At 74.3% G+C, this 24,751-nt stretch carries 18 protein-coding genes; 8 read left to right on the top strand and 10 right to left on the bottom strand.

The genetic code is table 11. The features are described 5' to 3' along the window. The first annotated feature begins 2 nt into the window (after window positions 1-2). Complete coding sequence (locus MRB58_RS24875) at window positions 3-857, top strand: WcaF family extracellular polysaccharide biosynthesis acetyltransferase (protein ID WP_256461751.1); 855 nt, start codon at window positions 3-5, stop codon at window positions 855-857. Continuing rightward, the gene (locus tag MRB58_RS23945; RefSeq protein ID WP_244782282.1) at window positions 854-1,990 is read left to right on the top strand and encodes a glycosyltransferase family 4 protein; all 1,137 of its coding nucleotides are present in this window, start codon (window positions 854-856) and stop codon (window positions 1,988-1,990) included. Before MRB58_RS24875 ends, MRB58_RS23945 begins: the two co-directional genes overlap by 4 nt. A 190-nt stretch (window positions 1,991-2,180) precedes the next feature. On the opposite strand, the gene MRB58_RS23940 is transcribed toward MRB58_RS23945, so the two are convergent. From MRB58_RS23940 to MRB58_RS23930, 3 genes are read right to left on the bottom strand one after another with little or no spacing between them, the layout of a single operon-like run. Further along, window positions 2,181-3,251: a glycosyltransferase family 1 protein gene (locus tag MRB58_RS23940; RefSeq protein WP_244782281.1), complete on the bottom strand. Its 1,071-nt coding sequence runs from the start codon at window positions 3,249-3,251 to the stop codon at window positions 2,181-2,183. Further along, on the bottom strand, window positions 3,248-4,282 hold the full coding sequence (locus MRB58_RS23935) for a glycosyltransferase (protein WP_244782280.1): 1,035 nt from the start codon (window positions 4,280-4,282) through the stop codon (window positions 3,248-3,250). The genes MRB58_RS23940 and MRB58_RS23935 overlap by 4 nt, the downstream gene beginning before the upstream one ends. Beyond that, entirely contained in the window at window positions 4,279-5,547 is a 1,269-nt protein-coding gene (locus tag MRB58_RS23930) for a glycosyltransferase family 4 protein (protein WP_244782279.1), read from the bottom strand. Before MRB58_RS23930 ends, MRB58_RS23935 begins: the two co-directional genes overlap by 4 nt. 557 nt (window positions 5,548-6,104) lie before the next feature. Here MRB58_RS23930 and MRB58_RS23925 point away from each other — a divergent pair. After that, window positions 6,105-7,937 (top strand): DUF5123 domain-containing protein, encoded by a 1,833-nt coding sequence (locus MRB58_RS23925; protein WP_244782278.1) that lies wholly within the window; start codon window positions 6,105-6,107, stop codon window positions 7,935-7,937. A gap of 1,419 nt (window positions 7,938-9,356) precedes the next feature. On the opposite strand, the gene MRB58_RS23920 is transcribed toward MRB58_RS23925, so the two are convergent. From MRB58_RS23920 to MRB58_RS23910, 3 genes are all read right to left on the bottom strand, one after another. Further along, window positions 9,357-10,088, bottom strand: coding sequence for a hypothetical protein (locus MRB58_RS23920; RefSeq protein WP_244782277.1), 732 nt, complete (start codon window positions 10,086-10,088; stop codon window positions 9,357-9,359). 179 nt (window positions 10,089-10,267) lie between these two features. After that, window positions 10,268-10,594 (bottom strand): hypothetical protein, encoded by a 327-nt coding sequence (locus MRB58_RS23915; RefSeq protein WP_244782276.1) that lies wholly within the window; start codon window positions 10,592-10,594, stop codon window positions 10,268-10,270. 2,793 nt (window positions 10,595-13,387) lie between these two features. Continuing rightward, window positions 13,388-14,134 carry a hypothetical protein gene (locus MRB58_RS23910; RefSeq protein WP_244782275.1) on the bottom strand — a complete coding sequence of 249 codons (747 nt, stop codon included), beginning with the start codon at window positions 14,132-14,134 and terminating at the stop codon, window positions 13,388-13,390. A gap of 261 nt (window positions 14,135-14,395) precedes the next feature. Between MRB58_RS23910 and MRB58_RS23905 the strand changes: the two genes are divergently transcribed. The 5 genes from MRB58_RS23905 (at window position 14,396) to MRB58_RS23885 (ending at window position 19,720) form a co-directional block, all read left to right on the top strand. Further along, complete coding sequence (locus tag MRB58_RS23905; protein WP_244782274.1) at window positions 14,396-15,289, top strand: glycosyltransferase; 894 nt, start codon at window positions 14,396-14,398, stop codon at window positions 15,287-15,289. A 162-nt stretch (window positions 15,290-15,451) separates the two neighbouring features. Continuing rightward, window positions 15,452-15,796 carry a hypothetical protein gene (locus MRB58_RS23900; RefSeq protein ID WP_244782273.1) on the top strand — a complete coding sequence of 115 codons (345 nt, stop codon included), beginning with the start codon at window positions 15,452-15,454 and terminating at the stop codon, window positions 15,794-15,796. A 73-nt stretch (window positions 15,797-15,869) separates the two neighbouring features. Continuing rightward, entirely contained in the window at window positions 15,870-16,385 is a 516-nt protein-coding gene (locus MRB58_RS23895) for a hypothetical protein (RefSeq protein WP_244782272.1), read from the top strand. Window positions 16,386-16,514: 129 nt separating this feature from the next. Further along, window positions 16,515-17,171 (top strand): glycosyltransferase family 32 protein, encoded by a 657-nt coding sequence (locus MRB58_RS23890; RefSeq protein WP_244782271.1) that lies wholly within the window; start codon window positions 16,515-16,517, stop codon window positions 17,169-17,171. Between the two features lie 704 nt (window positions 17,172-17,875). Further along, on the top strand, window positions 17,876-19,720 hold the full coding sequence (locus MRB58_RS23885; RefSeq protein WP_244782270.1) for a hypothetical protein: 1,845 nt from the start codon (window positions 17,876-17,878) through the stop codon (window positions 19,718-19,720). Between the two features lie 210 nt (window positions 19,721-19,930). Here MRB58_RS23885 and bfr read toward each other — a convergent pair whose 3' ends face one another. The 4 genes from bfr to MRB58_RS23865 form a co-directional block, all read right to left on the bottom strand. After that, window positions 19,931-20,416 (bottom strand): bacterioferritin, encoded by a 486-nt coding sequence (gene bfr, locus MRB58_RS23880; RefSeq protein ID WP_244782269.1) that lies wholly within the window; start codon window positions 20,414-20,416, stop codon window positions 19,931-19,933. Window positions 20,417-20,574: 158 nt separating this feature from the next. After that, complete coding sequence (locus tag MRB58_RS23875) at window positions 20,575-20,829, bottom strand: bacterioferritin-associated ferredoxin (protein WP_244782268.1); 255 nt, start codon at window positions 20,827-20,829, stop codon at window positions 20,575-20,577. A gap of 346 nt (window positions 20,830-21,175) precedes the next feature. Continuing rightward, window positions 21,176-24,292, bottom strand: a complete 3,117-nt coding sequence (locus MRB58_RS23870; protein WP_244782267.1) for a glycosyltransferase family 2 protein — start codon at window positions 24,290-24,292, stop codon at window positions 21,176-21,178. 55 nt (window positions 24,293-24,347) lie between these two features. After that, complete coding sequence (locus tag MRB58_RS23865) at window positions 24,348-24,749, bottom strand: hypothetical protein (RefSeq protein WP_244782266.1); 402 nt, start codon at window positions 24,747-24,749, stop codon at window positions 24,348-24,350. Between the last annotated feature and the right edge of the window lie 2 nt (window positions 24,750-24,751).

The following is a 24,751-nucleotide window of genomic DNA, read 5'->3' as shown; positions in this document are numbered from 1 at the left end:
CCATGGAACGCACCCCCAGCGAGACCTGGCACCCCGGCGGCGCGCTGCCCGAGGCGGGCGCCCTCTACCCGGCGGCGGGAGCCGGCACCGCGGCGCGCCGCCTGTCCTTCGTGCCGGCGACCCCCGCCCCCTCCAGGGCCCCTCTCGCGCCTCGGGCGACGCCGTGGGGCGTCCGCGACGACGGTGATGCCGAGCGGGCGCGGGCGGACGCCGACGCCGCCCGGATCGACGCCCATCCCGTCGACGTGACCGCGGTCGACATCGCCGTCCCCGACCTGGCGTCCTATCGCGGCGGTCTCGACCGCGGCCGGCCGGCGTTCGTGGAAGCGCTGTGGATGGTCCTCTCGGCGCTCTTCGTCGCCTCGTTCGTGCCCGGCTCGCGGCACCGGCGCTGGCTGCTGGCGCTCTTCGGGGCGCGGATCGGGCGCGGCGTCGTCGTTAAGCCGGGGGTGCGGGTGAAGTTCCCGTGGCGCCTGGCGGTGGGCGACCACTCGTGGCTGGGCGAGGGGGCGTGGATCGACAACATCGTCCCCGTCACCATCGGCGCCCATGCGTGCCTGTCGCAGGGGGTCTATCTGTGCACCGGCAACCACGACTGGAGCCGGCCCGGCTTCGACCTGCGTGCTGCGCCGATCACCGTCGCCGACGGGGCGTGGATCGGCGCGCGGGCGGTCGTCGGGCCGGGCGTGGCGGTCGGGCGCGGGGCGATCGTGGCGCTGGGGGCGGTCGCCATGCGCGACCTCGCCGAGCGGGAGATCCTCGCCGCCGTCGCCGCCACGGCGCCGCAGCGCCGCACGATCCGCCCGCCGGACCCCGGCGCGCCCCCCACCCCGGCCGCGGCGCAGGTGACGCCATGAGCCGCATCACCTTCCTCTGGCGCCACCTGCCGGACTATGCCGCCCGCCTGATCCGCGCCACCATCGACCGCGGCCACCAGGTCGACGTGATCGCGACGCGGCCGTACGTGCCGATCGAGGGCATGGAGCGCTCGCTCGGCCAGCGCGCCCACTGGATCAAGGACACCACCGACACGAGCTTCGCCGCGCTCGGCCTGACCGTGCCGGACCTCGTCTTCCAGGGCGGCTACCACGTGCCGGCCTTCAACCGCCTCGCCGCCGACGCGCGGGCCGCGGGCGGGCAGGTGGTGCTGATGGCCGACAACTCGGCCCGGCCGACCTGGCGCCAGCGCACCGTCGACCCGGTGCGTCACCGCCTCGCCTTCGTGCCGCGCTTTGCCGGGATCTTCGTGCCGGGCGCCTCCGGTCAGCGCTTCGCGCGGGCGATGGGCTACGACCCGGACCGCACGGTGACGGGCTTCTACGGCGCCGACCCGTCCGTCTTCGGCGACGGCGGGCCGCTGGAGACGCGACCGCGGCGGCTCCTCTTCGTGGGCCAGTTCGTCGCCCGCAAGAACGTCCTGGGCCTCGCCGAGGCGTTCGCGCGGGTGGCGGCGCGGCATCCGGGCTGGTCGCTGGTGATGTGCGGGAGCGGGCCGCAGCGGGAGGCGATCCCGGCCCATCCGCAGATCGAGGTGCGCGGCTTCGTGCAGCCAGAGGCGTTGACGGGGATCCTGCGGGAGAGCCGGGCGCTGGTGCTCCCCTCGCTGTGCGACCACTGGGGGCTGAGCGTCCACGAGGCGGCGCTGTCGGGCTGTGCGCTGGCCCTGTCGGACGGGGTCGGCGCGGCGGACGACTTCGCCACGCCGGCCAACGCGGTGCGCTTCGCGGCGGGCGACACGGGCGCCCTCGCCGGCGCCCTCGACGCGCTGATGGGCTGGGACGAGGCCGCCTGGCAGGTGGCGCGCCCGGTATCGCTGGCGCTGGCGAGGCGCTTCGGTCCGGAGCGCTTCGCCGACGGGGTGGAGCGCCTCCTCGCCGTCGCCACCGCCGGCATGGGCGAAGACGCGGCGCTGCTCCGCGGCAGCGCCCGCCCGGCGATCGCGCCGGTCCCCCGCCGCCCCACGCCCGGCACACCGGACTTCGCGGCATAGCCCAGAGCACCTCCGCCGCCCCGCCAGCGAGGTGGGACGGCGGGGCGCGCCGGAAAAGCGGGGGGCAGGGCGCCGGTGTGTGCGGAGGCGTGTTCGGGGACGTGTCCGGAAGCGTGCGTGTGCGGCGGCAAAGGCGGGTGCGGAGGCCGGTGGCGTCGGAGGCGGCGTACGGGCGGGGGCGGGGGCGCCGTCACCGGGCCTCTCGTGGAGGCGGGTGCGGCGGCGAGCGCCGGCCGTACGCCGCCGCCGGCCCGGCCGCCTCGGCGAGATCCCGGTAGAGAGCCCCATAAAGGGCGACGACGCGCTCGCGGGTGAAGCGGCGGGCGTTGGCGAACCCGGCCTCCACCAGCCGCGCCCGCCAGCAGGCGTCGCCCAGGACGCGCACCAGGGCGGCGCGGATGTCGCCGACGTTCTGCGGGTCGACGAAGTGGGCGCCCGCGCCGGCGACCTCGGGGAGCGAGGTGGTGCGGCTCGTCACCACCGGGCGCCCCATCGCCTGCGCCTCGATCACCGGCATCCCGAACCCCTCCGCCAGCGAGGCAAAGGCGACGACGTCGGCGGCGGCGTAGCACTCGGCGAGCGCCGTCTCGGTGAGATCCTGGAAGACCCGGTGACGGATGCGGCGGCGGGCGAGGTCGGCCCCCAGCGCCGCATCGACCGGGCCGACGATGTGCAGCACCACGTCGAGCCCCTCGAGCGCGGCGAGCAGGCGGGGGACGTTCTTGTTGTGCTTGGTGCCGACCTGCAGCACCACCGGCGGCCCCTCCCGCGGCGGCTGCGGCCGCGGCCGGAAGACCGGGGCGACCGCGTTGGGCACGACGTGCACCTTGTCCGGCTCGAGGCCGGGGACGTGCACCAGCAGGCGCGCCTTGGTGTGGGCCGAGTCGGCGGTGACGGCGGCGGCGTGGCGCGCCGGCGCGTCGTACCAGAACCGGCGCAGCACCTCGCGGCGCGGCCCCCTCATCCATTCCAGCGGCTCGCAGTCGTGGAAGGTGACGACGGTGCGCGCCGCCCTCAGCGCCGGCGCCGCGAAGGTGATGTCGCCGGTGATGTGGGTGACGTCGCCCTGGTGGGCGCGGGCGAAGCGGGCGATGGCGAGCCGCGGGCCGAGGCCGCGGCTGTGCACCGGGGCGACGTGGAGGCACGCGTCGACCCCCGCCGCGCGGAGATCGCGGGCAAGGTGCGCGGCGATCCCCTCGATGGAGAACTGCCCCGCGAAGGAGCGGCGCTGCAGCAGGCTGACGTGGAGCGCCGCGCTCATGCCGCGGCCTTCAACGTGACGCCCTCGGCGGCGGCGAGGAGCTGGCGGGCCCGCGCGACATAGGTGTGCTGGGCGACGATGGCACCGGCCCGGACGCGCATGACGGCGAGACGCTCCGGCTCGGCGAGCGCGGCGGCGAGGACGGCGACGGCCTCGCCGGCGTCCGCGAAGTAGACCGCCGCCTCGCCGGCGGGAAAGACCGCGTGCTGCTCGGCCGAATACTGGCTCGCCATCAGCCCGCCGCAGCCGGCGGTCTCGAAGGTGCGCATGTTGTGGGCGCCCTCGTTCTGCCGGCGCATGATGTTGAGGGCGAGCCGCGCGGAGGCGACGCACCGCGCCATCGCCGCGCCGGTGAGCTGGCCGGGCCGGATCGCCGCCCGCAGCGCCGGGCTGGCGACGCGGGGCCACAGGCCGTGCACCTCGATGCGCCAGGCGGCGGCGGCCGGATGGTCGACGATCGCGGTGAGGAAGGCTTCGCGGTGGGCGTCGGCGTTGCCGACGAAGACGAGGTCCGGCCCGCCTCCGGCCGGGGACGGCGGGTGCAGGTCGGGATCCCAGGCGAAGGGGATGCGCACGACCCGCCGCGCGCCGGCCCGCAGGAGCGGCGCGACGAGGGCGCTCTTGTAGGTCGAGTAGAGGTCGAAGGTGCCGATCGACTCGGTGATCCAGCGACGGTTGGCGCCCCGGCTGTAGGTCGTCAGCGGGTCGTCGGCGTTGATGCAGACGAGCACCGTCCCCGGCCGCGCCGCCTTGTAGCGCCGCCAGAAGCCCGGCAGCGCCCATGTCCCCTTGGCGACGAAGGTCAGGTCGGCGGGGACGGCGGCGACCTCGTCGAACCAGGCGGCGTTGTGGCGGGCGAGGATGGCGCGCTCGAAGAGGCGGCGCGCGGCGCGGTGCCGCCACATCGGGTCGGCCTCCAGCCGCGGCATCGGGTTCAGCACGGTGACTTCGTGGCCGAGCGCCGCGAAGGCGCGGCCGTAGGAGGCTTCCAGCGCGGCGGCGTCGCCGTGCGAGAGGATCAGGATCTTCATGCCGGCCTCGGGATGACGGGAGGGAGGGGGTGCCGGGCCGGGCAGCGCGCGGCGGCGAGCGCCTCGATGCGGGTCAGCACCGGGGCGAACTGGGCCTCGTAGGAGAAGCGCTCCAGGTGGGCGCGGCGGGCGCGGGCGGCCATCGCGCGGCGCTCCTCGGGGCGGGTCAGCAGGCGGGCGACGGCCGCGCCGATGGCGGCCGGATCGTCCGGGTCCACCAGCAGGCCGGCGCCGGGCGCCGCGACGATCTCGGCCATGCCGGGACCGGTCGAGGCGACCTGGGCGATGCCGGCGGCCATGTACTCGAAGCGCTTGTTGACGGCGCCGGCGGTGTAGCGCCAGGCCGGCTCGGCCTCGTGGCGCGGCGAGACCAGGGCGAGGCCGACGTCGGCGCCGACGGTGTGGGCCAGCAGCGCCGGATAGGGGAGCGGTCCCAGGAAGAGCACGCGCCGGGCGACGCCGGTCGCGGCCGCGAGCGCCGTCAGGGCCTCCCGCTGGGCCCCGCGCACCGGGCCGATGAGGACGAAGCGGGCGGCCGCCGGCCACAGCGGCATCGAGCGGATCGTCTCGGCGATCGCCCGGCTCGGCCCGATCCAGCCCTGGAAGAGGACGACGGGCGCCTCGGCCGGGACGCCGAGGGCGGCGAGGCGGGGGCGCAGCGCGTCGGCCGGCAGTGCCGCGTCGGGGACGGCGAGGGGGCAGTTGAAGGCGACCGCCGGCGGGCGCGGCAGGCCGGTCGCCTCGGCGTAGATCCGGGCGCGGGCGGGGTCGGGGAAGAGGACGAGGTCGGCGTCCGCGGCGCGGCGCGCGGCGAGGCGGGCGGCGCGGCGCATCAGCGGGCCGCCGCCGGCGGTGGCGGGGAGCGGCAGCTCGTGGAAGTGGGCGACGAGGGCGGCTCCCGGCGGACGCCGGACGGCGGCGATCGCGGCCGGGTCGTAGGCGAGGACGACGGCCGGCCGCAGCCGCGCGGCCAGCCGGCGTACCCCGTGGCCGAAGCGGACATGGTCGCAGAGCCGGCGGGCCAGGGCGACGTCCTGCCCCTCCAGCGCGCGCTGCACGCCGAGGCTGACGCGCGCGGTGCCGGGCTCGGCGGCGAGGGCGTCCTCGGCGGGCAGGGTCGGGGCGAGGTCGGCGACGGTGACGCGAAGGCCGTGCCGGGCGAGCAGGCGCACCTGGTTGAGCGACGGCGGGTAGGCCTCCAGCGGGGCCCGGATGACGGCGAGCACGTCGACGCCGCCGCCATCGGTGGCGGGGGGAGTCCTCATCGCCGCGCCCCCCATGAAGCCGAACCGGCGGGATGAGGGCCGATCGCCCGTCGACGAGAGAAGAGCAGGGACGGGGACGGGAGGAGGGGGAGGCGGCGCAGGGACAGGGAAAGAGGCGACGGGACAGGCCGGCTGCGACCGGACATCACCGCCCCGCATGCCGGCGCGGACGACGCCGACGGCGGCTGCGGCTGCGGGCACACCGGGTCAGCCCCGGTCGCCCCCGTCGCTCGCAGCGCCCGGTCTCGCAGCGCCCGGTCTCGCAGCGCCCGGTCTCGCAGCGCCCGGTCTCGCAAAGGTCGATCTCGCAAAGGTCGATCTCGCAAAGGTCGATCTCGCAAAGGCCGGTCTCGCAGCGCGCGGTCCGGCGACGGCCCGCCCCGCAGCGGGCCGGCCCGCAGGAGTGGGCCGCTCGCCCTCGCGGTCCTCCGCGAAGGGGCGCCGTGGAGGGCGGCGGTCCGCGCGGCGGCGGCCCCTCGCGAGGCGGGAAAACTTATCCCCGGCGGGCCCGCCTGATCGAGACTGGCCGGACTTTGGTCGAACGCAGGACGCCCCCGATGCTGATGCTCAACGTTTCCCTCTGGTCGGCGCTCGGTGCCCGTCCCGCGCCCAGCGGGCCGAGCGTTGATGTGAAGGTCGATGCCGTCTCCGGCGACGACGCCGGCGCCACCGGCACCCCGGCCGAGACCCTCGCCGAGGGCCTCTCGCGCCTCTCCGCCGGCGAGACGCTCGGCCTCGCCAGGGGCTCCGCCTGGCGCGAGCAGCTCGACCTCGCCCTCGCCGACGTCACCGTCACGCCCTACGGCTCGGGCGCCGCGCCGGTCCTCGACGGGGCGGGCGTCGTCGCCGGGCCGTGGACGCAGCACGGCACCTACGCCAACGTCTGGTCCGCGTCCTGGACGCGCGCCACCCCCTCGCCCAGCGGCACCGAGCCGCTGCAGGTCTACGCCGACGGCGCCCAGCCGCGCCGCGCCGCCGACCTCGCCGACCTTTCGGCGAACGGCGGCTGGTACGCCGCCGACCGCTTCGCCGGCACCACCACGATCTCCGTCCAGTCGGCCGTCGACCCGGCCATCGGCGGCGTCCTCTACGAGGCGGGCGCGCGGGACCACAACATCGCCTGGCACGCCGGCGACGGCGGCTCGGGGGTGACGGGCGTCGCCCTCGCCGGCCCGCTGGAGCTGCATCGCGCGCTCGGCCACTACGGCAACCTGTCGGCCGGGCCGGCGAGCTACAGCCGCCTCCTGGTGCGCGACGGCGGCCTCCACCACGCCGTGGTCGACGGCGACGCGACCGACGTCATCTGCGCCGGCATCCGCCGCGACTTCGCCATCAGCGGCGAGAGCGCCTCGCGCGCCTACCCGTTCACCATCTACCGCGACGACCCCTCGGGCCTGACGCGCACCGCGCGCCGGGTGATGGTGGTGAACGACCGGCCCGCGCAGGGGGTGCAGGCCTTCTACGCCCACGGCTCGCCCAACGAATGGGGCGCGGTCACCTTCGAGCAATGCGCCACGCTCGACTGCGCCACCGGCATCGACGCCTCGACCGAGGCGCTGACCGTCAAGGGCTGCTACGTGAAGCGGCCGCAGCGCGGCGTGTCGATCGTGGCGCCGACGACGCGGGTCAGCCACGTGATGATCGAGGACCCGGTCTGGAGCGCCTCGGGCGACTACATGATGATGGGCACCGGCGGCACCGAGACGCGCGACATCGACACCATCGTCGAGCACTGCGTGTTCTATGTCGAGGACGCCTCGATCGCCGACTTCGTGCTGCGCTGGGGGCGCAACGGGTCGATCGTGATCCGCAACTGCGCGTTCGTGTTCAACGCCGGCCCGGCGGTCACCGCCGCCTTGCAGATCAGCCGCTACGGCTCGCCCGGCACCGTGTCGGCGACGATCGAGAACAACGTCTTCTTCTTCCCCGAGTGCGGCGACTATCCGGAGAACGTCAACGGCTTCATCCGCTACAGCGCGGTGAACGCGACCAATGCGGCCTACTCGATCACGGCCGACAACAACCTCTATGTCGGCAACCCGAACGCCTCCTGGCGGCTGGGGTCGACGACCTACGACGACTTCGCCGCCTTCATCGCCGCGACGGGGACGGACGCCAACAGCGTCTTCCTCGACCGTGACGACTATGCCGGCGCCGCGGCGGAGATCTTCGCCGGCGACCCGGCGAGCGGCGACTTCCGCCTGAAGGACCTCTCGGGGCTGGGCACCTTCGGCGACGGCGCGCCGCTCAACGGTGCCGGCCCGCAGGAGCACTGGGACTGGAATGCGCGGGCCGTCGCCGCCGGCGCGCCGCAGGCCTGGCCGGCGGTGCCGGCACTGCTGGCCGACCAGCGCGCCTACATCGCCGACCCCGCCGCCTGGAGCTTCTGACGCCGCGCTCACGGCGGGGCCGGGACGCGCCGCGAGGCGAGGCTGCGCCGAGCGCGCATGCTTTGCGAGGGAGGTCGTTGGCCGTCGCCCGGCCGGGTTTCGCGCGGGGTCGTGGAACATGGTCGCCGCCTATACAACTAAGGGTATAGTATGAGGCTCGTTACTCGTCTAGGGTGGTGATCGACACGAACCCACGCGAGCAGAGCTTTGGGGGTCTGGCTTGAGCGACGTTGGGATGCCCTTGCGAGGTGCCGCCCGGCCGGCCCCTGCGCCCACGCCCCCGCAGCAGGCCGCCGCACGGCCGGCGAACGCCCGGCCGATCCGTAGAACCGCCACCAGAACGGCCACCGCCCGGAGAGCCGCCGGGGATCATCGGCCCAGCGGCGGGCGGCTCCGAAACGGGCGGCCTTGCGGCGACAAGTCTTGCAGCGGTCGGTTCGGGGGCGGTGCGCCCGCCTTGTCCGCTCGCCCGGCCGCCGAGGGCCGCCGCCCATGAGCCCGAGCGTCGCGATGGGCGCGCTGGCGCTGGTGTGGCTCGCGGCGATCCTCGTCGTCTTCCGGGCGAGCGCGCAAAGGCGGCGCGGGGGCGTCGGCCTCACCCTCGCCTTCCTCTTCGCGATGACGTTCGAATATGTCGGCGCGCTGGCCTATATGGTGCCCGGCTACACCCACCTGCGGCCGCAGAGCGACCTCTACCTCTATCTCCTGGGCTACGGTTTCACGCCCGCCACCGTGGTGCGCGGGATCGCGCTGACGGTGCTCGGCATCGTCGCCTTCACGGTGGGGGCAGTCCTGGTGCACGCCGGCGGGCGGCCCCGGCCGCGCCCTCTCTGCCGAGCCTCCACCGCCCCGCCCGGCGCATTCCGGCGCAGCGCCGGCAGCCGCCTGGCCCGAGCGCGTCTCGGCCCGTTCCGTGCTGCTCCATCCCCTTCCGGCCCATCCCCTTCCGACAGGATCCGCCCTGGCCCGGCTCGCCGCCCCGAACGGCTGCGCTTCGCCCCCTTGCGCCTCGTGCGGACGCACGCCTCCCGGGGGGCGAGAGGCGAGCGGCCACGAGGGCAGGCGCCGCACGGACCCGATCCCGACGCGCACCAACGCGCCGCACGGGAGCCCGGCGCCCAAGAACCCGGCGCGCATGGACCCCACGCGCATGGACCCGACGCAAATGAACCCGGCGCGCTTGGACCCCGCACGAATGGACCCGGCGCGCCGAGACGAAGCGGAGAGGGGCGAGGCGACCGGCGACCGGGCGGCACGGGGCCCGGCGGAGAGACCGCCGGCGAGACCAGGACAGGCCGGGCGAGGACAGGCGGGGCGAGGACGAGCCAGGTGGGGACGAGCGGGGTGGGGACGAGCGGGGTGGGGACGAGCGGGGCGCGACGACCCGCGGAGGGATCTTCCATGCGGGGGCGCCCGGCGTCACGGCAGGCGGCCGGGGCGCCGGGCGCTCCGCCGCACCGCGCCCGCCCTCGCGCCGGCGGGCCGGCCTTCGCCCCCGCCGTGGTTCGGGCCGAGGCGAACGGTGCTTCCGTCTTCTCTCCCCCTTCCGCCTTCGCTGCCGGACCGAGGCCGGCCGGGCGGGCGTTCGACCCGATGGCGATGCAGCTCGTCGGGCTGCTGGCCCTCACCGGGCTCGTCCTGTCGCGGGTGCGCCTGCCGCTGCCGATGATCGACGCACTGCAGCAGGTCGGCCAGAACGCGGCCGTCGTCTACGTCTGCCTCGGCGCCTACATGGTGCGGGTGGGGGTGCGGGAGGGCACGCTGCTGCCGTGGATGGCGCTGGCGGCGGCGATTCCGGCCTTCTACCTGCTGTTCGCCGGCTTCCTCTCCTTCGGCTTCGCCGCCTTCGTCATCGTCTCGGCGTTCGCGCTGGTGGCGCTGCGGCGGGGGCGGCTCTCCACCCCCCTCTTCGCCGGCCTCTTCCTCGGCGTCCTCTACGCGCTCCTGTCGGTCTTCGTGGTCTACATGTCGTTCCGCACCGAGCTGCGGGCGGCGATCTGGGGCGGGGCCGGGATCGGCGAGCGGATCGGCGCCGTCGCCCACGCCCTCGGCCACGTCAGGCTGCTCGACCCGTTCGACGCGGCCAGCCTCGACCACCTCGTGGTGCGGCTGAACCAGGGCGTCTTCGTCGGCAAGGTGGCCGAGTATCACGACGCGGTGGAGGGGCTGTGGCTCTACGGCCAGTCGCTGGTGCTGGCGCTGGTGGCGTGGATCCCGCGCGTGGTGTGGCCGGGCAAGCCGGGGCTGGGCGGCAGCGACTTCCTCGCCGCGCACACCGGGCAGAGCTTCTCCAGCGGGGCGACGTTCGGCGCCGGGCAGGTGGTGGAGTTCTATGCCAATTTCGGCGCGGCCGGGGTGGCGGGCGGGCTCTTCGTGCTGGGGCTGGCGGTGAGCGCGATCGACCGGCGGGCGGGGCGGGCGCTGCGGCACGGACGGCTGATGACGGCGGCGCTGTGGTTCACGGTGGGGCTGGGATTGGTGCGGCCGCTGTCCTCGGTGTTCTTCCTGGTGAACACGGCGCTCGCGACCGTGGGGGTGTTCGCGGCGATGCGCCTGGCGCTCCCCTCGGTGCGGCGGATCGCGGTCGAGCGGGGGGCGCGGCGGCTGTCGGCGCGGCGGCTGCGGCGGACGGCGCTGGTGCTGGCGGCGTTGCGCACGGTGCCGCCGGTCTCGCGTCCCGCGGAGGCGGCCGACGTGCGCCGGACGCCGCCCCCGCGCCCCGCCCCGGCACGACCCGAGGCGCAAGGGGAGGCGGTGCGGGAGACACCCGCCCGGCAAGGATCAGGGCAAGGACCAGGGCAAGGACCGGGACCGGGACCGGGAGGGCGGGCACGAGGAAAGGGAGCACGGGAAGAGGGGGCACGAGGGAGCGGGGTCTGGGGAGGAGGGGCACGGGGAGGAGGGGCACGGGTCGGAGGAGGCCGGGTCGGAGGGGAACGGGTCGGGCCCGCCGTTTCGCCGCGAAGCCGGCCACGCGTCCTCTTGCAGGCCGCCCCGCCTCAGACGGAGATGCAGCCCGGCACGCCCCCTCCCGCCGTCCCCGCCACTCGGTTCCAAGGCACCGCGCAACGCAGCAGCCCCACCCGGCCGCCGCGAACCGTCTCGCCCGCAGTCCGGCCCGGCCGCGGCGACGTCCGAGCCGAGACGGAGCCGGCGACGCCCGAAGGAACCGCCCTCCACACCCCCGCGCCCCAGCCCCAGCACGGCGACGCCCCAGTGAAGGCCGGAATGACGGCGCCCGAAGAAGCCGCCAGCCCCGCCCCCGCATCGCAGCCCCGAAGCGGCGACGTCCGGGTGGCGGCAAGGCCAGCGGCGCCCGAAAGAGCCGCCCCCCCTTCCCCCGCACCGCAGGGCGATCGGGGCGAGGCTCGAGCCCGAGACGGCGAAGGAGACGACGGATGCTCCGAGCCGACGACCGCGCGCCGCATACCGCCCGCCCCATCCCCCCGGCCCCGCCAGTCTGCGACGGCGGCGCAGGACGAACACCCCCGGTCCCGGCCGGCGACGGCCTCTCCGGACCACGGTGCCCCCGCCACCGCGCCTCCCCCCCTCCATCCGCCAAGCGCCGAGCGCGGGGAACCCGCCGATCCCCCCGGCCCGTCCTTCGCGCGACGTGCCGCTCCGCCGCCGCAGCGTTCGAGGCCGGCCGGGAAGCCGGAACGTTGCGCAGGATCCCCCGCGGTCTCCGGCGCGCCCCGCAAGGAAGCCACCGCCGAATACCCGGACGATCGGTCACGAGATGCCCAGACCGGGTCACCGCCCCCGTCTGCCGAGCATCCTGCCGCCTCGGCCCCACGCCTCTCGACGCCGCCCGCCAGGCAGGCAAGAGCCGCGCGGATCCAGATGGCGGCCGACCGACCGGGCCACGGGGCCCCCATCGAACGCCCTGCCCGGCGGCCATGCGGTGCCGGGGCGCAAGCCGGAACGTCCAGGCCGCCGGGCCCCGCCGCCGAGCCCCGCTCCGCCTCGCCCTCGCGGGATAGTCCGCCGGCCGCGCTCCAAGGAGGCGGGGCCGAGGCCCTGGCGGTATCCGGTTCGCCGAGGCGCGGCGCGGCGCCCGCCGGCCCCTCGGACCGGAGGCCGGGCAATGCCGAGAGGCGCGCCGAGCATTCGAACCGGCGATCGCGCGATGCCGAGGGACACGCCGGGACCGCCGGATCGCCGGGCCCGGCCGCCGAGCGGCGCTCCGCCTCGCCCTCGCGGGATAGCCCGCCGGCCGCGCTCCAAGGAGGCGGGGCCGAGGCCCTGGCGGTATCCGGTTCGCCGAGGCACGGCGCGGCGCCCGCCGGACCCTCGGACCGGAGGCCGGGCGATGCCGAGGGGCGCGCCGAGCATTCGGACCGGCGATCGCGCGATGCCGAGGGACACGCCGGGACCGCCGGATCGCCGGGCCCCGCCGCCGAGCCGCGCTCCGCCTCGCCCTCACGGGATAGTCCGCCGGCCGCGCTCCAAGGAGGCGGGGCCGAGGGCCTGGCGGTATCCGGTTCGCCGAGGCGCGGCGCGGCGCCCGCCGGACCCTCGGACCGGAGGCCGGGCGATGCCGAGGGGCGCGCCGAACATTCGGACCGGCGATCGCGCGATGCCGAGGGACACGCCGGGGTCGCCGGATCGCCGGGCCCGTCACCCATGCGGCGAGACGCTTCGCCCCTGTGGCACCGGACGCAGGCCGCGGCGCACGGGAGAGGCGCCGAAGCGCCGGGGGCGGAGAAGGGGGGCAACCGCGATGCATCCGGCGGCCGGGCTCGGCAGCGGGGCGACGCGGGCCGAGGATCCACCGGAGCGCCGGACACGCCCGCCACGCGCGCGGTCGCTGCGGCCCCGCGGCGCCGGCCGGCCGCGGCGGAGGACGCCAGCGGCGCGCGACGGGCGGAGCCGCAGCGCGAGCGGGCGCCCCTTGCGACACACGCGGCGGAGGAACGCGGTGCTCTGTTCGAACCGTCGGGCACTCGGGTGCGGGGGACCGGACGGCGCGGGCGGGAGGCCGAGCCGCACGATGCCACGGCGGGCGCCGCTTCGTCGCGGCGGGATCGTCCGAGTGGGGGCCGGGAGGCACGGGCGATGCCGTCCGCGGCGGCGCTCGGCGGGTCCGGGGCCGAGCCGCGCGGCCCCGGACCCGCCGCCATCGGTGGGACGGGCGGGAGGCCGAACGCAGCCGCCAGCCGCTCCAGCGCCTCGTCGCGAGTTGGGTCGGGGGATCCCCGGCCGGCTGCTTCTCCCGAACACAGGGAAAGCGCGGAGCCCGGGCCCGCGACGCGAAGGGCGACCGAGGTCCGGAAGGCTCTGGCCCCGCCGGACGCGGCCTCGGCACCAGAGGGTGCCGTCCCGCCCCGGAGCTCCCCGTCGCGGAAAATGGCCACGGCCCATGCGAGTGCCTCGCCGCGAGAGGTGGCCTCGGCACGGGCGAGCGCCCTGCCGCGGGGGGCAGTCTCGCCTCGGGGGGCAGTCTCGGATCAGGCGGGTGCCCCGCCGCGGGAGGCGGCCTTGGATCGGGCGAGCATCTCGCCGCGGGAGGTGACCTCGGGTCGGGCGAGCGTCCCGCCGCGGGAGGCGGCCTCGGCACAGGCGAGCGCCCCGCCGCGAGAGGGGGCCTCGGCACGGGCGAGCGCCCCGCAGCGGGAGGTGGCCTCGGCACGGGCGAGCGTCCCGCCGCGAGAGGTGGCCTCGGCACGGGCGAGCGCCCCGCCGCGAGAGGTGGCCTCGGATCGGGCGAGCGTCCCGCTGCGGGAGGTGGCCTCGGCACGGGCGAGCGCCCCGCTGCGGGAGGTGGCCTCGGCGCGGGCGAGCGTCCCGCCGCGAGAGGTGGCCTCGGCACGGGCGAGCGTCCCGCCGCGAGAGGGGGCCTCGGCACGGGCGAGCGTCCCGCCGCGAGAGAGGGCCTCGGCACGGGCGAGCGTCCCGCCGCGGGAGGTGGCCTCGGCACGGGCGAGCGCCCCGCAGCGGGAGGTGGTCTCGGCACGGGCGAGCGTCCCGCTGCGGGAGGCGGCCTCGGGTCGGGCGGGTGCCCCGCAGAGGGACGTGGGCGCGGCAGCGGTGGGCGTCTCGACGCGGGCAGCGGCGGCGGCAGCGGCGGCGGCGCGAGTGGGCGGCGTGGGGCGGGAGGTGGAGACGGCTCGGGGCAGGGTCGTCGAGCCGGGGCGGGGCGGGGGGACGCCGGGGGCCGTCGACGAGGCGGGCGCACGGCGGATCACGCGGCGCATGGCGGCCGACGAGACGCCCGGCGCCCGGCGCGCCACCCCGCGCGAGGCCGACCCGGTGCCCTGCGGACAATCCGCCTTCCATCGCCGCGCTCCTCCTCGCGAGTGATGCCGTTCGAGCCTCCACCGGCCGCTCGCGCGACCCGTGCCGCAAACCCGCGCCCTACCACGCTCCAGCCCATGACCCCGGCCAGATCCCCGGCCCCGGATCCGACCCCAAACCCAGACCCAGACCCAGACCCAGACCCAGACCCAGACGAGACCATGCCCCCAGACCAACAACCCACCCCACCGGCCCGGTCCACACCCCCGGTCAGCGTCGTCATCCCCGTCTACGACGGCGCGCCCTACCTGGAGGCGGCCATCGGCAGCGTCCTGCGCCAGAGCGCGGGCAACCTGCGCCTCCTCCTCGTCGACGACGCCAGCCGCGACGCCTCACCGGCCATCGCCCACGCCGCCGCCGCCCGCGACCGCCGCGTCACCGTCCGCACCAACCCCGCCAACATGGGCCTCTACGCCTCGCTGCGGCACCATATCGCCACCATCGACACGCCCTTCACCGTGGTCCTGATGCAGGACGACACGCTCGCCCCCGACCACTGCGCCCGCTTCCTGGCGCTCGCCGCCGCCCACCCCGAGGTGCCCATGTTCTGGGCCGACGTCGACCATATGGACGCCGCCGGTACCCTCCACCGCCGCGGCGAGCGCACCGGCGCGGTCAGCCTGACCCACCCCTCGCCGCAGGCGGTGAGGCGGGCCTTCGAGCGCGGCTGCTACTGGACGATCAGCGGCTCGTTCACCCGCACCGCGCACTTCGAGCGCCACCCCTTCCGCCCCGACCTGAAGCACGCGGCCGACTACGACCTCCTGGTCCGCACCCTCCAGGAAGCGCCCATCGCCTACCTCCACGACACGCTGACCACGATCCGCCTGCACGAGGGCCAGCTCAGCCGCGCCTACAACCGCTCCGCCCGCGACCTCGCCGACTACATGACGATCTTCCGCGAGGTGCGCGCGGCGGGCGGCATCGCCGAGGCCGACGCCCGCGCGATCCACCGCCGGCTGAAGCGCGGCGAGGCGCGCCGCGTCGTCGCCCGGCTGCGGCGCGGCCACGTCGGCCCGGCGCTGCGGGCGCTGCGCCTGCTGGCCGGCGCCTGAAATTCGCGGCACCCGGTTCGCGGGGGACTGGGGGGCTGGGAGGCTGCCGGCGCCCGGGTTTGCGGCGAACGTGCCGCGTGTGACGCAACGCACAGTGGTTGTTCGCGGTCGGCGCCATCTTCGGTGTGTCGGCAGGAGCCGAAAACAAAGGACGCAACGAACATGACGAAGATCATCATCGCCGCTTCGACCGCCCTCGCGATCGCCCTGGGCTCCGTCGCCGTCACCGGCCCGGCCAGCGCCGCGCCGCTCGGCCCCGCCGCCGGCACCGCCGCCATCGCCGCCGCCTCGGACGTCGAGACGGTCGGTCATCGTCACCGCCATCGCCGCCATGCCGGCACGGCGGCCGCCATCGGTCTCGGCGCCTTCGCCCTCGGCGCGATGGCCGCGAGCGCGGCGTCGCAGCCCCGGGTGGTGGTGCAGCGCGAATGCTACATCGAGCGCACCGAGCGCTGGTCCCCCCGCCGCGGCGCCTACGTGATCGTCAAGGAACGCGTCTGCTACTGAGCCGGCGCCCCCGGCGCCCCGGCGTCTTTTCATTCCGGGGCTGTCGACATGGCGTTGCGCCGGCCCATCGGGGATGGTGGTCGCGGACCATCGCACCACCCGGGCAGACCGGCCGAACCGGTACGGTTCGGGCCAGCTCGCGGAGCGCAGCGACAGCACGGACGAAGATCACCCGGACCGGTTCGGTTCGGGCCTGCTCGAGCAGCGAAGCGGTAGCACCGAAAAAGATCACCCGAACCGGTACGGGTCGGGCGTGCTCGAGCAGCGAAGCGGTAGCACCGAAAAAGATCACCCGAACCGGTACGGGTCGGGCGTGCTCGAGCAGCGAAGCGGTAGCACCGAAAAAGATCACCCGAACCGGTACGGGTCGGGCGTGCTCGAGCAGCGAAGCGGTAGCACCGAAAAAGATCACCCGAACCGGTACGGGTCGGGCGTGCTCGAGCAGCGAAGCGGTAGCACCGAAAAAGATCACCCGAACCGGTACGGGTCGGGCGTGCTCGAGCAGCGAAGCGGTAGCACCGAAAAAGATCACCCGAACCGGTACGGTTCGGGTGTGCCCTTCGTGGACCGGCCCCCGTCCGGTTCATGAATATCGGTTCAGAGGTTCAAAGCGGACCGGAGCGGTGTAAACCATATAAACCGGACCTATCCCGTCGATGGCTCGCGCCGGAGGGGAGATTGTGGCTATGAAGAGGCGACGTCCTGGCCGGGAGCCCGCATGATCGCCCACAACCTGTTTCAGTTCTGGAACTCGCCGGAGCCGCCCGCCGAAGTCGCCGCCCTCATGGACACCTGGAAGGCCGATCCCGACTTCGTCTACCGACGCTTCACCGAGGCCGACGCCGAGGCCTACATCGCCCAGCGTTTCGAGGCGCGCACCCTCGCGGCCTACCGCGCCTGCGCCATCCCCGCCATGCAGGCCGACCTCTTCCGCTACTGCGCCCTCTACGAGGAGGGCGGCGTCTACGTCGACGCCGACAGCGAGAACGGCGGCAACCTCGCCGGCTTCATCGCCGACGCTCCCCGCGGCATGCTGATGACGCGCGAGGTGCGCATCGCCAACGACTTCCTCTTCGTGCGCGCCGCGCGCGACCCGCTCTACGAGAAGGTCATCCGCCAGGCGGTCGAGAACATCGAGCAGCGCATCTCCAACAACGTCTGGGCCGTGACGGGGCCGGCGATCATGACGCGCATGTACCGCACCCCCGAGCAGCGCCCCTGGTTCGACGGCTTCGTCGTCCACCCGGTGCAGGAGGTGCGCAAGATCGTCCAGTTTCGCCACAAACTGGCCTACAAGAGCACCGGGGTCGACTGGCGGGCCGGGCTCGCCGAGGGCGCGGCCTCGATCTTCGTGGACGCGCCGCCGCCGCGCTGAGCGTGCGTCCCGCCCCGCCCGGCCACCGCGCCGCGCCGCGCCGCGCGAAAGAGGGCCGATTTTCTCTATCGCAGGTAGAGATTTTCTTGTCACACCGGCGTCAATTCCGGTGCCGTTCTCATGCGCGGCGGCATTCTTCCGGCGAGCCTTGGCCTGGTTTGTCGATCCCGGGCGTCCTTTGTGCCAGGATAAGAAATGAATTCTGTCGGGATAGTCGAAGGCTCGGCTCGATCGTTCAGGAATGCAATATTTGCTGGATCATGGACCCGGCGGGTCTCGTTTGATCGGCCCCGGCGGGCGGCGTGGAGGATCTCGGGCGGCAAACTCTTGGTTGCGGTGACGCGGACGTCGGTCTTTCAACCCTAACGGATGGTCAATTCATCTTGAGCCACCCTATCGCCACGATTGATTAGTGCCGGAGGCTGGGGCATTCTCGGGGTTCGCCGGGCGCGGCCCATGACGGGCTGGCTCGCGGGGTCTGATTGCCGGCCTTGCGCGGAACGCCTTCGTCTTTCTGGTCCTGGTCGGGTCGGGACCGCTACTTTTTGCATGAGCCTCGCGTTTCTTTTTTCCTCCATGGCACGACCTTCAAGACCGTCTCGCCGGATGGCTGACCGCCGCCCGGCCCCCGCTCCTGCGCGCCTCCCGATCCTCGCGCGCCCGATCCCCTCGCCCCCGACCTCCGCCCTCCGCGGGCCGGCGCGATGAGCGCGGCCGCCAAACCGCCACAGATCTCCGTCGTGGTGATCGGGTACCGCATGCGGCGCGAGCTGCCGCGCACCGTCGCCTCGCTCGCCCCCGCCTACCAGCACCTCGACCCCCAGCACTACGAAATCGAGCTGGCCGAGATGCCCTCGGACGAGACCCTCACCGAGGCCGACCGGGCGGGCTTTCCCACCAACCTCCGCTACACGCTGGAGAGCGAGAACTTCCCCCTCCCGGTGGCCATCAACCGGGCGGTTCGGCGCACGCGAGGCACGCACGTCCTCATCTGCGTGGACGGGGCGCGCATCCTCTCGGCGGGCATCCTGCAGCGAGCCCGCCAGACGATCCGCATCAGTCAGCGGGCGGTGATGGCGGTGCACGGGCGCCACCTCGGCCGCCGGCCGCAGCAGGTGGCGGTGCCGGACGGCACCCACAGCGCCGCGATCGAGGACGGCCTGCTGGAGAGCATCGACTTCCCCAACCGCCCGCCGCAGCTCTTCAACGTCTCGTGCTGGGCCGGGTCCAGCCGGCGCGGCTGGTTCGGGCCGATGGCCGAGTCGTGCGCGCTGATGGTGCCGCGCGAGCTGTTCGAGGCGCTCGGCGGCTACGACGAGGCGATCACGCTGCCGGGCGGGGGGCTCGCCAACTGCGACTTCTACACCCGCGTCCTGTCGGAGCAGGGGCGGCCGCTGGTCGTGCCGCTGGGCGAGGCGACCTTCCACCAGCACCACGGCGGCACGACGACGTCGGCCAAGGTGCGCGGGGCGGGCGAGACGCTGAAGGCCGCCTTCGAGCAGGAGACGGGGCGGCCCTTCGTGCTGGCGCCCGAGCGGCCGCCGGTCTACCTCGGCACGCTGCCGCGGCTGATGCAGCCGACGGCGCTGGATTCCATGATCGCGACGCTGCGCAGCGAGGACAACCAGCGCCCGACCGACGGGGCCAAGGTGCTGGCGCAGATCACCGCGCAGCGTCCCGAGGCGCTGCCGCACCAGGCGCCGCGCGCGCCGATGACGCTGGTGGTGGGCATGCACCGCTCCGGCACCAGCTTCCTGGCGCGGCAGATGGTGCGCAACGGCTTCGTCGTGCCGGGGACGCCGATGGCCGGGTCGGCACGCTCCAACCCGGAGGGCCACTACGAGCCGCTGGAGCTGGTCGCTTGGCACAACGACCTCCTGTCGCGCCTCGGCCTCAGCTGGTCGGCGCTCGGCCCCACCGGCCTGGAGACCCGCAGCGCCGCCTTCATCGACCATCACGCCCGGACGCTGCAGCACTTGCTGGTGGCGCTCGACGCCGGCGGGCGCGAGGCGGAGGGCGGCGAGGCGGAGGGCGAGACCGCGCCGATCGGCAACGGGGCGGGGTGGGTGCTGAAGGATCCCCGCATCTGCCGCACGGTGCCGGTGTGGCAGCGGGCGGCGGCGCGGATGGGCGTGGCGCCGACCCACCTCCTGGTGCTGCGCGACCCGACGCGGGTGGCCGAGAGCCTGTCGCGCCGGGACGGGTTCGGGCTCGACTTCGCGCGGGTCCTGTGGGCGCGCTACGTGCAGGGGATGCTGCCGCTGGCCCGGAGCGCGGACGACCTGTTGTGCCTCGACGGGGCGGACGCGGACACGGTCTCGGCCTATGTGGCGCGGCGCACGGGACGGGCGGAGTTCTGCTGCCAGCCGGTGCTGTCGACCGAGCTGAGCCCGGCGCGGGACCAGCTGACGCTGCTCTACCGCGCTTTTCTGGAGTCCCGCGACCTGGAGGCCTTCCGCGCCGGCATCGACGCCGAGCTCGCCTTCCTGGACCGCTACCCGGGCGTCGTCGCGCGCCTGGACCGCCTCGCCGGCTTCCCCGACGCCTAGAGCGCGTTCAGGAAAAGTGGAGCCGGTTTTCCGCCCGGAACGCGCGCATACCAAACGTCTGGAGCGCGGGCGGCGAACGCAAGTTCATTGAACGTGCTCTAGCGCCCTTCTCCCTCGGGCTCCTCGAAGGATCGAATCCGTCGATCGGGGTGCCCGCGGGCCCCGGCCGGTCGGCGACGACCCCGCGGGGCCTCGCCGCCGGCGGGCGCTCTATTCGGCCTCGTCCGCGGACTTGGCGTTGAGGAGCATGTAGCGCTCGTCGCCGATCTTGTTGAGGAGGTCGAGCTGGGTCTCGAGGAAGTCGATGTGGCCCTCTTCGTCCATCAGCAGCTGGTCGAACAGCTCCTTGGAGACGTAGTCGCCTTCCTTGTCGCAGATCTCGCGGGACTCGGCGTAGGTCTTCTGCGCCTCGTACTCGCCGGCGAGGTCGGCCTCCAGCACTTCGCGCACGTTGGTGCCGATGCGCAGCGGGGCGACCGTCTGCAGGTTGGGGTGGCCTTCGAGGAAGATGATGCGCTGCACCAGCTTGTCCGCGTGGTGCATCTCCTCGATCGACTCGGCGCGCTCCTTGTCGGCGAGCTTGCCCAGGCCCCAGTCCTCGGCGAGGCGGTAGTGCAACCAGTACTGGTTGACCGCACCGAGTTCCAGAAACAGCGCCTGGTTGAGGCGCTCGATCACGATTGGCTTGCCCTTCATTCCTGCCCCCTGATTGGCCGCATCGTCGAAGGGGTGTGATGCCGGCTCGCGAGGGGGCCCGTCAACACATTTTATTTAGAGTAATTCAAGAAACTGAGGGGCTTCGGCCGCGACCCGTGGGCGTGAGGCGGACGTGCGGGAGGCCGGCGGACGGGCCGTCAGGCGCCGCGGACGGCGGCGCTGGGGGCGCGGGCGCCGAACACCGGGTTCTCGATCTCGTGCATGGCCTCCTGCAGCATCTCCTCGACGATCGACGAGACGAGGGGGAAGCAGGAGCAGCAGCGACCGCGCTTTTGCAGCTCGCGATAGACGTACTGGGGTTCCAGCCGGCCGGAGGGATCGGCGGCGAGGATGCTGCGCACGGCCTCGCGGATCTCGGTCCGCTTGATGATGTTGCAGTGGCAAACGATCATGAAAACCCGTCCGGGACGTCGCGAAGGCGGCCGGTCGGGGAGGGCGTCGCGCCGATCCTTCAGGGCCGTCCGTCTTCGTGTAAGGGTCCGGGGAAGATCAATCAAGTCTCGGCAAGTATTATGGATTTTGAATACTTCTACATCGCGCCGTCATAGTCTGGAATTATCCCAATCCCAAACGAAAGTTTCCCGCATTCCCGGCGGACTCGGCGCGCGTGGCGGGCGTTGCTGCCTGCCGGCGGCGGGCCGGGCCGCGGCATCGTGTCTGCCTCCGGCCTTGCCGCGCCGGGACGCGGCATCGTGTCCGCGCCGGGACGCGGCACGGGAGGGGGCGAGGCGAGGCGGGTCAGCCGGCCGCGGCGAGCACCTTGTCGATGATCTCGCTGACGCGGTTGGCGAACATGTGGTGGTCGCGGGCGAGGGCGTGGCGCGCGTCGGCGCCGGCCTGGCCGGCGGCGTCGAACTTCTCCAGCGCCTCGGCATGGGCGGCGTGGACGGCGTCGGGGCTGTAGTCCTCGAAGACGGCGACGTGGCGCTCGAGGGCGTCCGCGCCGAGGAATTCCAGCGCCGGCACCAGGCCGCGCGGCACCACCGGGATCTGCCCGGTCAGCCAGGCGTCGAAGAAGCGCTGCGACAGGTCGTTGCGCAGCGGCAGGCACAGCGAGGTCTTGTAGCGGCACCAGTCGGCGAAGCGCTCGCCGGCGCTTTTGCCGAAGTAGGGGGCGAGGTTCATCTCGTCGAGCAGATAGAGCGCGTGCGGCCGGTCGGTGCCGATGAGGTCGAGCACCAGCTGGTTGCGCTTGGAGCCCATGTTGTAGCGCACGAACCCGCCGTAGAGGCGGTCGTCGCGCGCCGACAGGCCCCAGCGCCGGTAGAGCGTGCGGGCGTTGCGCGCGGTCCACTGGGTGACGCACAAGGGCACCGTCTCCATGAAGACGGCGTCGCGATTGCGCAGATAGTCGGCGAAGAGCACGTGGCTGGGGCACACGAAGTCGGCGACGCGGGCGGCGTGCGCGTTCTCGAAATAGGTGTGATGGTTGTCCCAGAACCAGCCGACGATCGGGCCCTGGAAGCCGCGATGGCGGTAGCGCAGCGTGTCCGAATAGTCGGCGAGGACGTGGCACAGGTTGATGATCAGGTCGGCCTGGGCGGGGTCGAACGCCTCGGGACTGTCGTAGAACTCGACCTGGTAGCGCGTCTCGTGGGTGTCGAGCTCGGTGTGGACGTTGGCGGCGAAGATCTTCGAATAGCGCTTGGAGACGACGGCGACGCGGGTGCCGGTCTCGGCGAAGCGCTGGGCGAGGCGGGCGACGGCGGCGCGCCGCTCGGGCAGCGTCTCGGCGAAGCCGCTCTCGACGATCATGCCGGCCTGCTCGTCGATGCAGTCGGGCAGGTCGTCGGTCTTCTGCTCGGCGTGCTTGCGGAAGAAGGCGATGGGGGCGCGCACGCGGGTGTAGGTGGCACCCAGCCGGGTGCAGCGCAGCCAGAACTCGAAGTCCATGGCGAAGTGCGCGTCCTGGCGCACGGCGCCGCCGGCCCGGTCCCAGATGGATTTCGTGAAGAAGACTTCCGGCTGGTAGAAGTAATCGCCCTTCAGCCAGCGGCCGAACAGGTCGGTGATCTGGTCGGGGGTGAAGTCCCGCTCCTCGGCCTGCGGCAGGTTGAGGAGGCGCATCATCCGGTTGGTGGTCTCGATGCAGTAGCCGGCGATGACGTCCGAGCCGGTCTCGGCGTAGGTGGCGCCGACGGCGTGGAGCGCGCCGGGGGCGAGCATGTCGTCGGTGTTGAGCCAGTAGAGCAGGTCGCCGTCGGCGCGGGCCATGCCCTTGTTGATGGCGTCCGACTGGCCCGCGTCCGGCTCCACGACGAGGATGTCGAAGGCCTCGCGGTAGCGCTCCAGGATCTCGGTCGTGCCGTCGGTCGAGACCGCGTCGTAGACGATGATCTGCAGGTTCGGATAGCCCTGATGGAGGATCGAGAGGATCGTCTCCTCGACGTACTGGCGCTGGTTGAACGAGGGCACGATGATCGAGATGCGCGGCCAGTCGTTTCGCGCGCCCGAGAGGTTGGGCAGCTCGTAGTAGGGCCACGGCAGGCCTGCCGGGCTCGTCGGCCAGCTCACCCCGGCGAGGGTGTCGGCATAGAGGCGGGTGATCGGGGCGAGGCCGGGGCGGCCCTCCATCAGGTCGCCGGCGGTGACGGCGGCGAAGTAATGGTCGAGCGCCTCGACCGGGTTCTGGACGCCGTCGGGCGCGCCCAGCAGCGTGCGCAGCATGTAGGCGGCGTGGCCACGGCCGGCGCGGCGGAAACCGGCGCAGATGCGCTTCAGCCGCGCCTCGACGCCGGCGGGCAGCTTCTCCGGCTTGGCGGCGGGGTGGCGCAGCTCCTCCTCGAAGGCCTCGGCGAGGGCACCGGCGAGCGCCTCGGCGCCGCCTTCGGTCTTGGCGGCGACGGCCTTCAGCTCCGGCAGCACCTCCAGCATCTCGGCCCGCAGGGCGACGATGCCGAGCGCCAGCGCCAGCGGTTGCGGCACCGGCGCCTCGGCCGCCGCGGCGGTGGCGAGGAGGCCGGCCAGCTCGGTGCGCTGGCGCCGAGGCGAGGCCTTGGCGAAGCCGCGATAGGCGAGCAGCAGGTCGATCCGGCTCGCCGCGATGCGCGCCTTGGCGCCGAACGCGGCGTCCCCCTCGAGGCTGCGGAAGGCGCGGGCGGCGGCCTCGAGGCGCTCGCAGCGGGTGTCGATGATGGCGCAGGTGTAGGTCAGCGCCGGGGTGGGCGCCCGCTCGCGCGCCGCCGTCAGCATGCCGGCGAGCCCGCTCTCCTGGGCGCCGGCCTCCAGGAGGGCGACGCCCAGCGCCTCGATCACCTCGGCGCTGGCCGGGTCGGAGGCCGGGATCATCAGCCACAGCGCGTTGAAGGTGGTGGCGAAGACGCCGTCGGAGATGCGCCGGGCGAGGCGCAGCAGCGCCATCGCCGCGCGCGCCGTCAGCCCGTCCCGCTTCACGTGGCCGAGCAGCAGGCCGTAGGCGGGGCCGCGCTCCTCGGGCCCGGCCCAGACCGGGGCGGAGAGGGCGAGCTCGGGGTTGCGCGCCGTCGCCTCCAGCATCAGCGCGCGGAAGGTGGCGTCGTGGACCGAGGGAAGGTTGGCGCCGACATAGGCGAGCACGTTGTAGGGCGGATAGGCGGCGAGGCCGCCGCGCAGGCTGTCCCCGCGCACGCTCTCGGCGAGCGCGGCGACCAGCACCGGCGCCTTGACGCTGCCCGCCTCGTAGCCGAGCAGCGCGTCGACGGCGCGGTAGGTGGCGACGTCGTCGCCGGTGGCGATGCGGCGGGCGATCTCGCGGCGGATGGCGGTGACGGCGTTCGGCGAGGGGGCGCGGCGCACCAGGTCGATGATGCCCAGCAGCGTATCCTCGCCGCCGAAGCGCAGCAGCACGCCATCGATGCTCAGCGCGTCGTCGATCATCGCTCGGATCCTGATCTGTGCGGCGCCCTCGCCGCGACCGGAGGCGCTCCCATCCTCAGGCCGCCGGTTCGATGGCGAGGCGGGTGAGGCGGATGGTGCCGGGGACGGCGAGACGCAGTTGCACGGCGCACAGCTGCACGCGGGAGGCGGCGTCGTTGCGGCTGCCGAAGCGCATGCGGCGCGCGGCGCGCCCGTCCGGCTCGCCGACCTCGCCCCCGTCCGACCACGCCCCGTCGAGGCCGATCAGCAGCGACCTCAGGCGCTCGCCGTCGGCCGGCTCGGTCTCGGCGACGACGTCGAGCGGGAGGGCGCGGTCGAGGGCGGCGAGCACGAGGACGGTCTGCGTGTCGCCGACGCGGCGCAGCGGCACCTGGTCGAGGAGGTTGGCGTTGAGCTCTTCGGCCTCGGCGGGGGCGAGTTCGCCCAGCGCGACGCGCACCTCGTCGACCGTGCGCATCG

It is taken from the genome of Acuticoccus sp. I52.16.1, assembly GCF_022865125.1.
Taxonomy (GTDB): domain Bacteria; phylum Pseudomonadota; class Alphaproteobacteria; order Rhizobiales; family Amorphaceae; genus Acuticoccus.
The sequence above is the reverse complement of the archived record's forward strand: the minus strand, read 5'-3'. Positions and strand labels throughout refer to the sequence as shown.

What these genes read in the sequence shown, in the direction of transcription:
- MRB58_RS24875 (WP_256461751.1), top strand. Translation starts at nt 3, where the DNA reads ATGGAACGCACCCCCAGCGAGACCTGGCACCCCGGCGGCGCGCTGCCC.
- MRB58_RS23945 (WP_244782282.1), top strand. Translation starts at nt 854, where the DNA reads ATGAGCCGCATCACCTTCCTCTGGCGCCACCTGCCGGACTATGCCGCC.
- MRB58_RS23940 (WP_244782281.1), bottom strand. Translation starts at nt 3,251, where the DNA reads ATGAGCGCGGCGCTCCACGTCAGCCTGCTGCAGCGCCGCTCCTTCGCG.
- MRB58_RS23935 (WP_244782280.1), bottom strand. Translation starts at nt 4,282, where the DNA reads ATGAAGATCCTGATCCTCTCGCACGGCGACGCCGCCGCGCTGGAAGCC.
- MRB58_RS23930 (WP_244782279.1), bottom strand. Translation starts at nt 5,547, where the DNA reads ATGAGGACTCCCCCCGCCACCGATGGCGGCGGCGTCGACGTGCTCGCC.
- MRB58_RS23925 (WP_244782278.1), top strand. Translation starts at nt 6,105, where the DNA reads ATGCTGATGCTCAACGTTTCCCTCTGGTCGGCGCTCGGTGCCCGTCCC.
- MRB58_RS23910 (WP_244782275.1), bottom strand. Translation starts at nt 14,134, where the DNA reads ATGCGCCGCGTGATCCGCCGTGCGCCCGCCTCGTCGACGGCCCCCGGC.
- MRB58_RS23905 (WP_244782274.1), top strand. Translation starts at nt 14,396, where the DNA reads ATGCCCCCAGACCAACAACCCACCCCACCGGCCCGGTCCACACCCCCG.
- MRB58_RS23900 (WP_244782273.1), top strand. Translation starts at nt 15,452, where the DNA reads ATGACGAAGATCATCATCGCCGCTTCGACCGCCCTCGCGATCGCCCTG.
- MRB58_RS23895 (WP_244782272.1), top strand. Translation starts at nt 15,870, where the DNA reads ATGGTGGTCGCGGACCATCGCACCACCCGGGCAGACCGGCCGAACCGG.
- MRB58_RS23890 (WP_244782271.1), top strand. Translation starts at nt 16,515, where the DNA reads ATGATCGCCCACAACCTGTTTCAGTTCTGGAACTCGCCGGAGCCGCCC.
- MRB58_RS23885 (WP_244782270.1), top strand. Translation starts at nt 17,876, where the DNA reads ATGAGCGCGGCCGCCAAACCGCCACAGATCTCCGTCGTGGTGATCGGG.
- bfr (WP_244782269.1), bottom strand. Translation starts at nt 20,416, where the DNA reads ATGAAGGGCAAGCCAATCGTGATCGAGCGCCTCAACCAGGCGCTGTTT.
- MRB58_RS23875 (WP_244782268.1), bottom strand. Translation starts at nt 20,829, where the DNA reads ATGATCGTTTGCCACTGCAACATCATCAAGCGGACCGAGATCCGCGAG.
- MRB58_RS23870 (WP_244782267.1), bottom strand. Translation starts at nt 24,292, where the DNA reads ATGATCGACGACGCGCTGAGCATCGATGGCGTGCTGCTGCGCTTCGGC.
- MRB58_RS23865 (WP_244782266.1), bottom strand. Translation starts at nt 24,749, where the DNA reads ATGCGCACGGTCGACGAGGTGCGCGTCGCGCTGGGCGAACTCGCCCCC.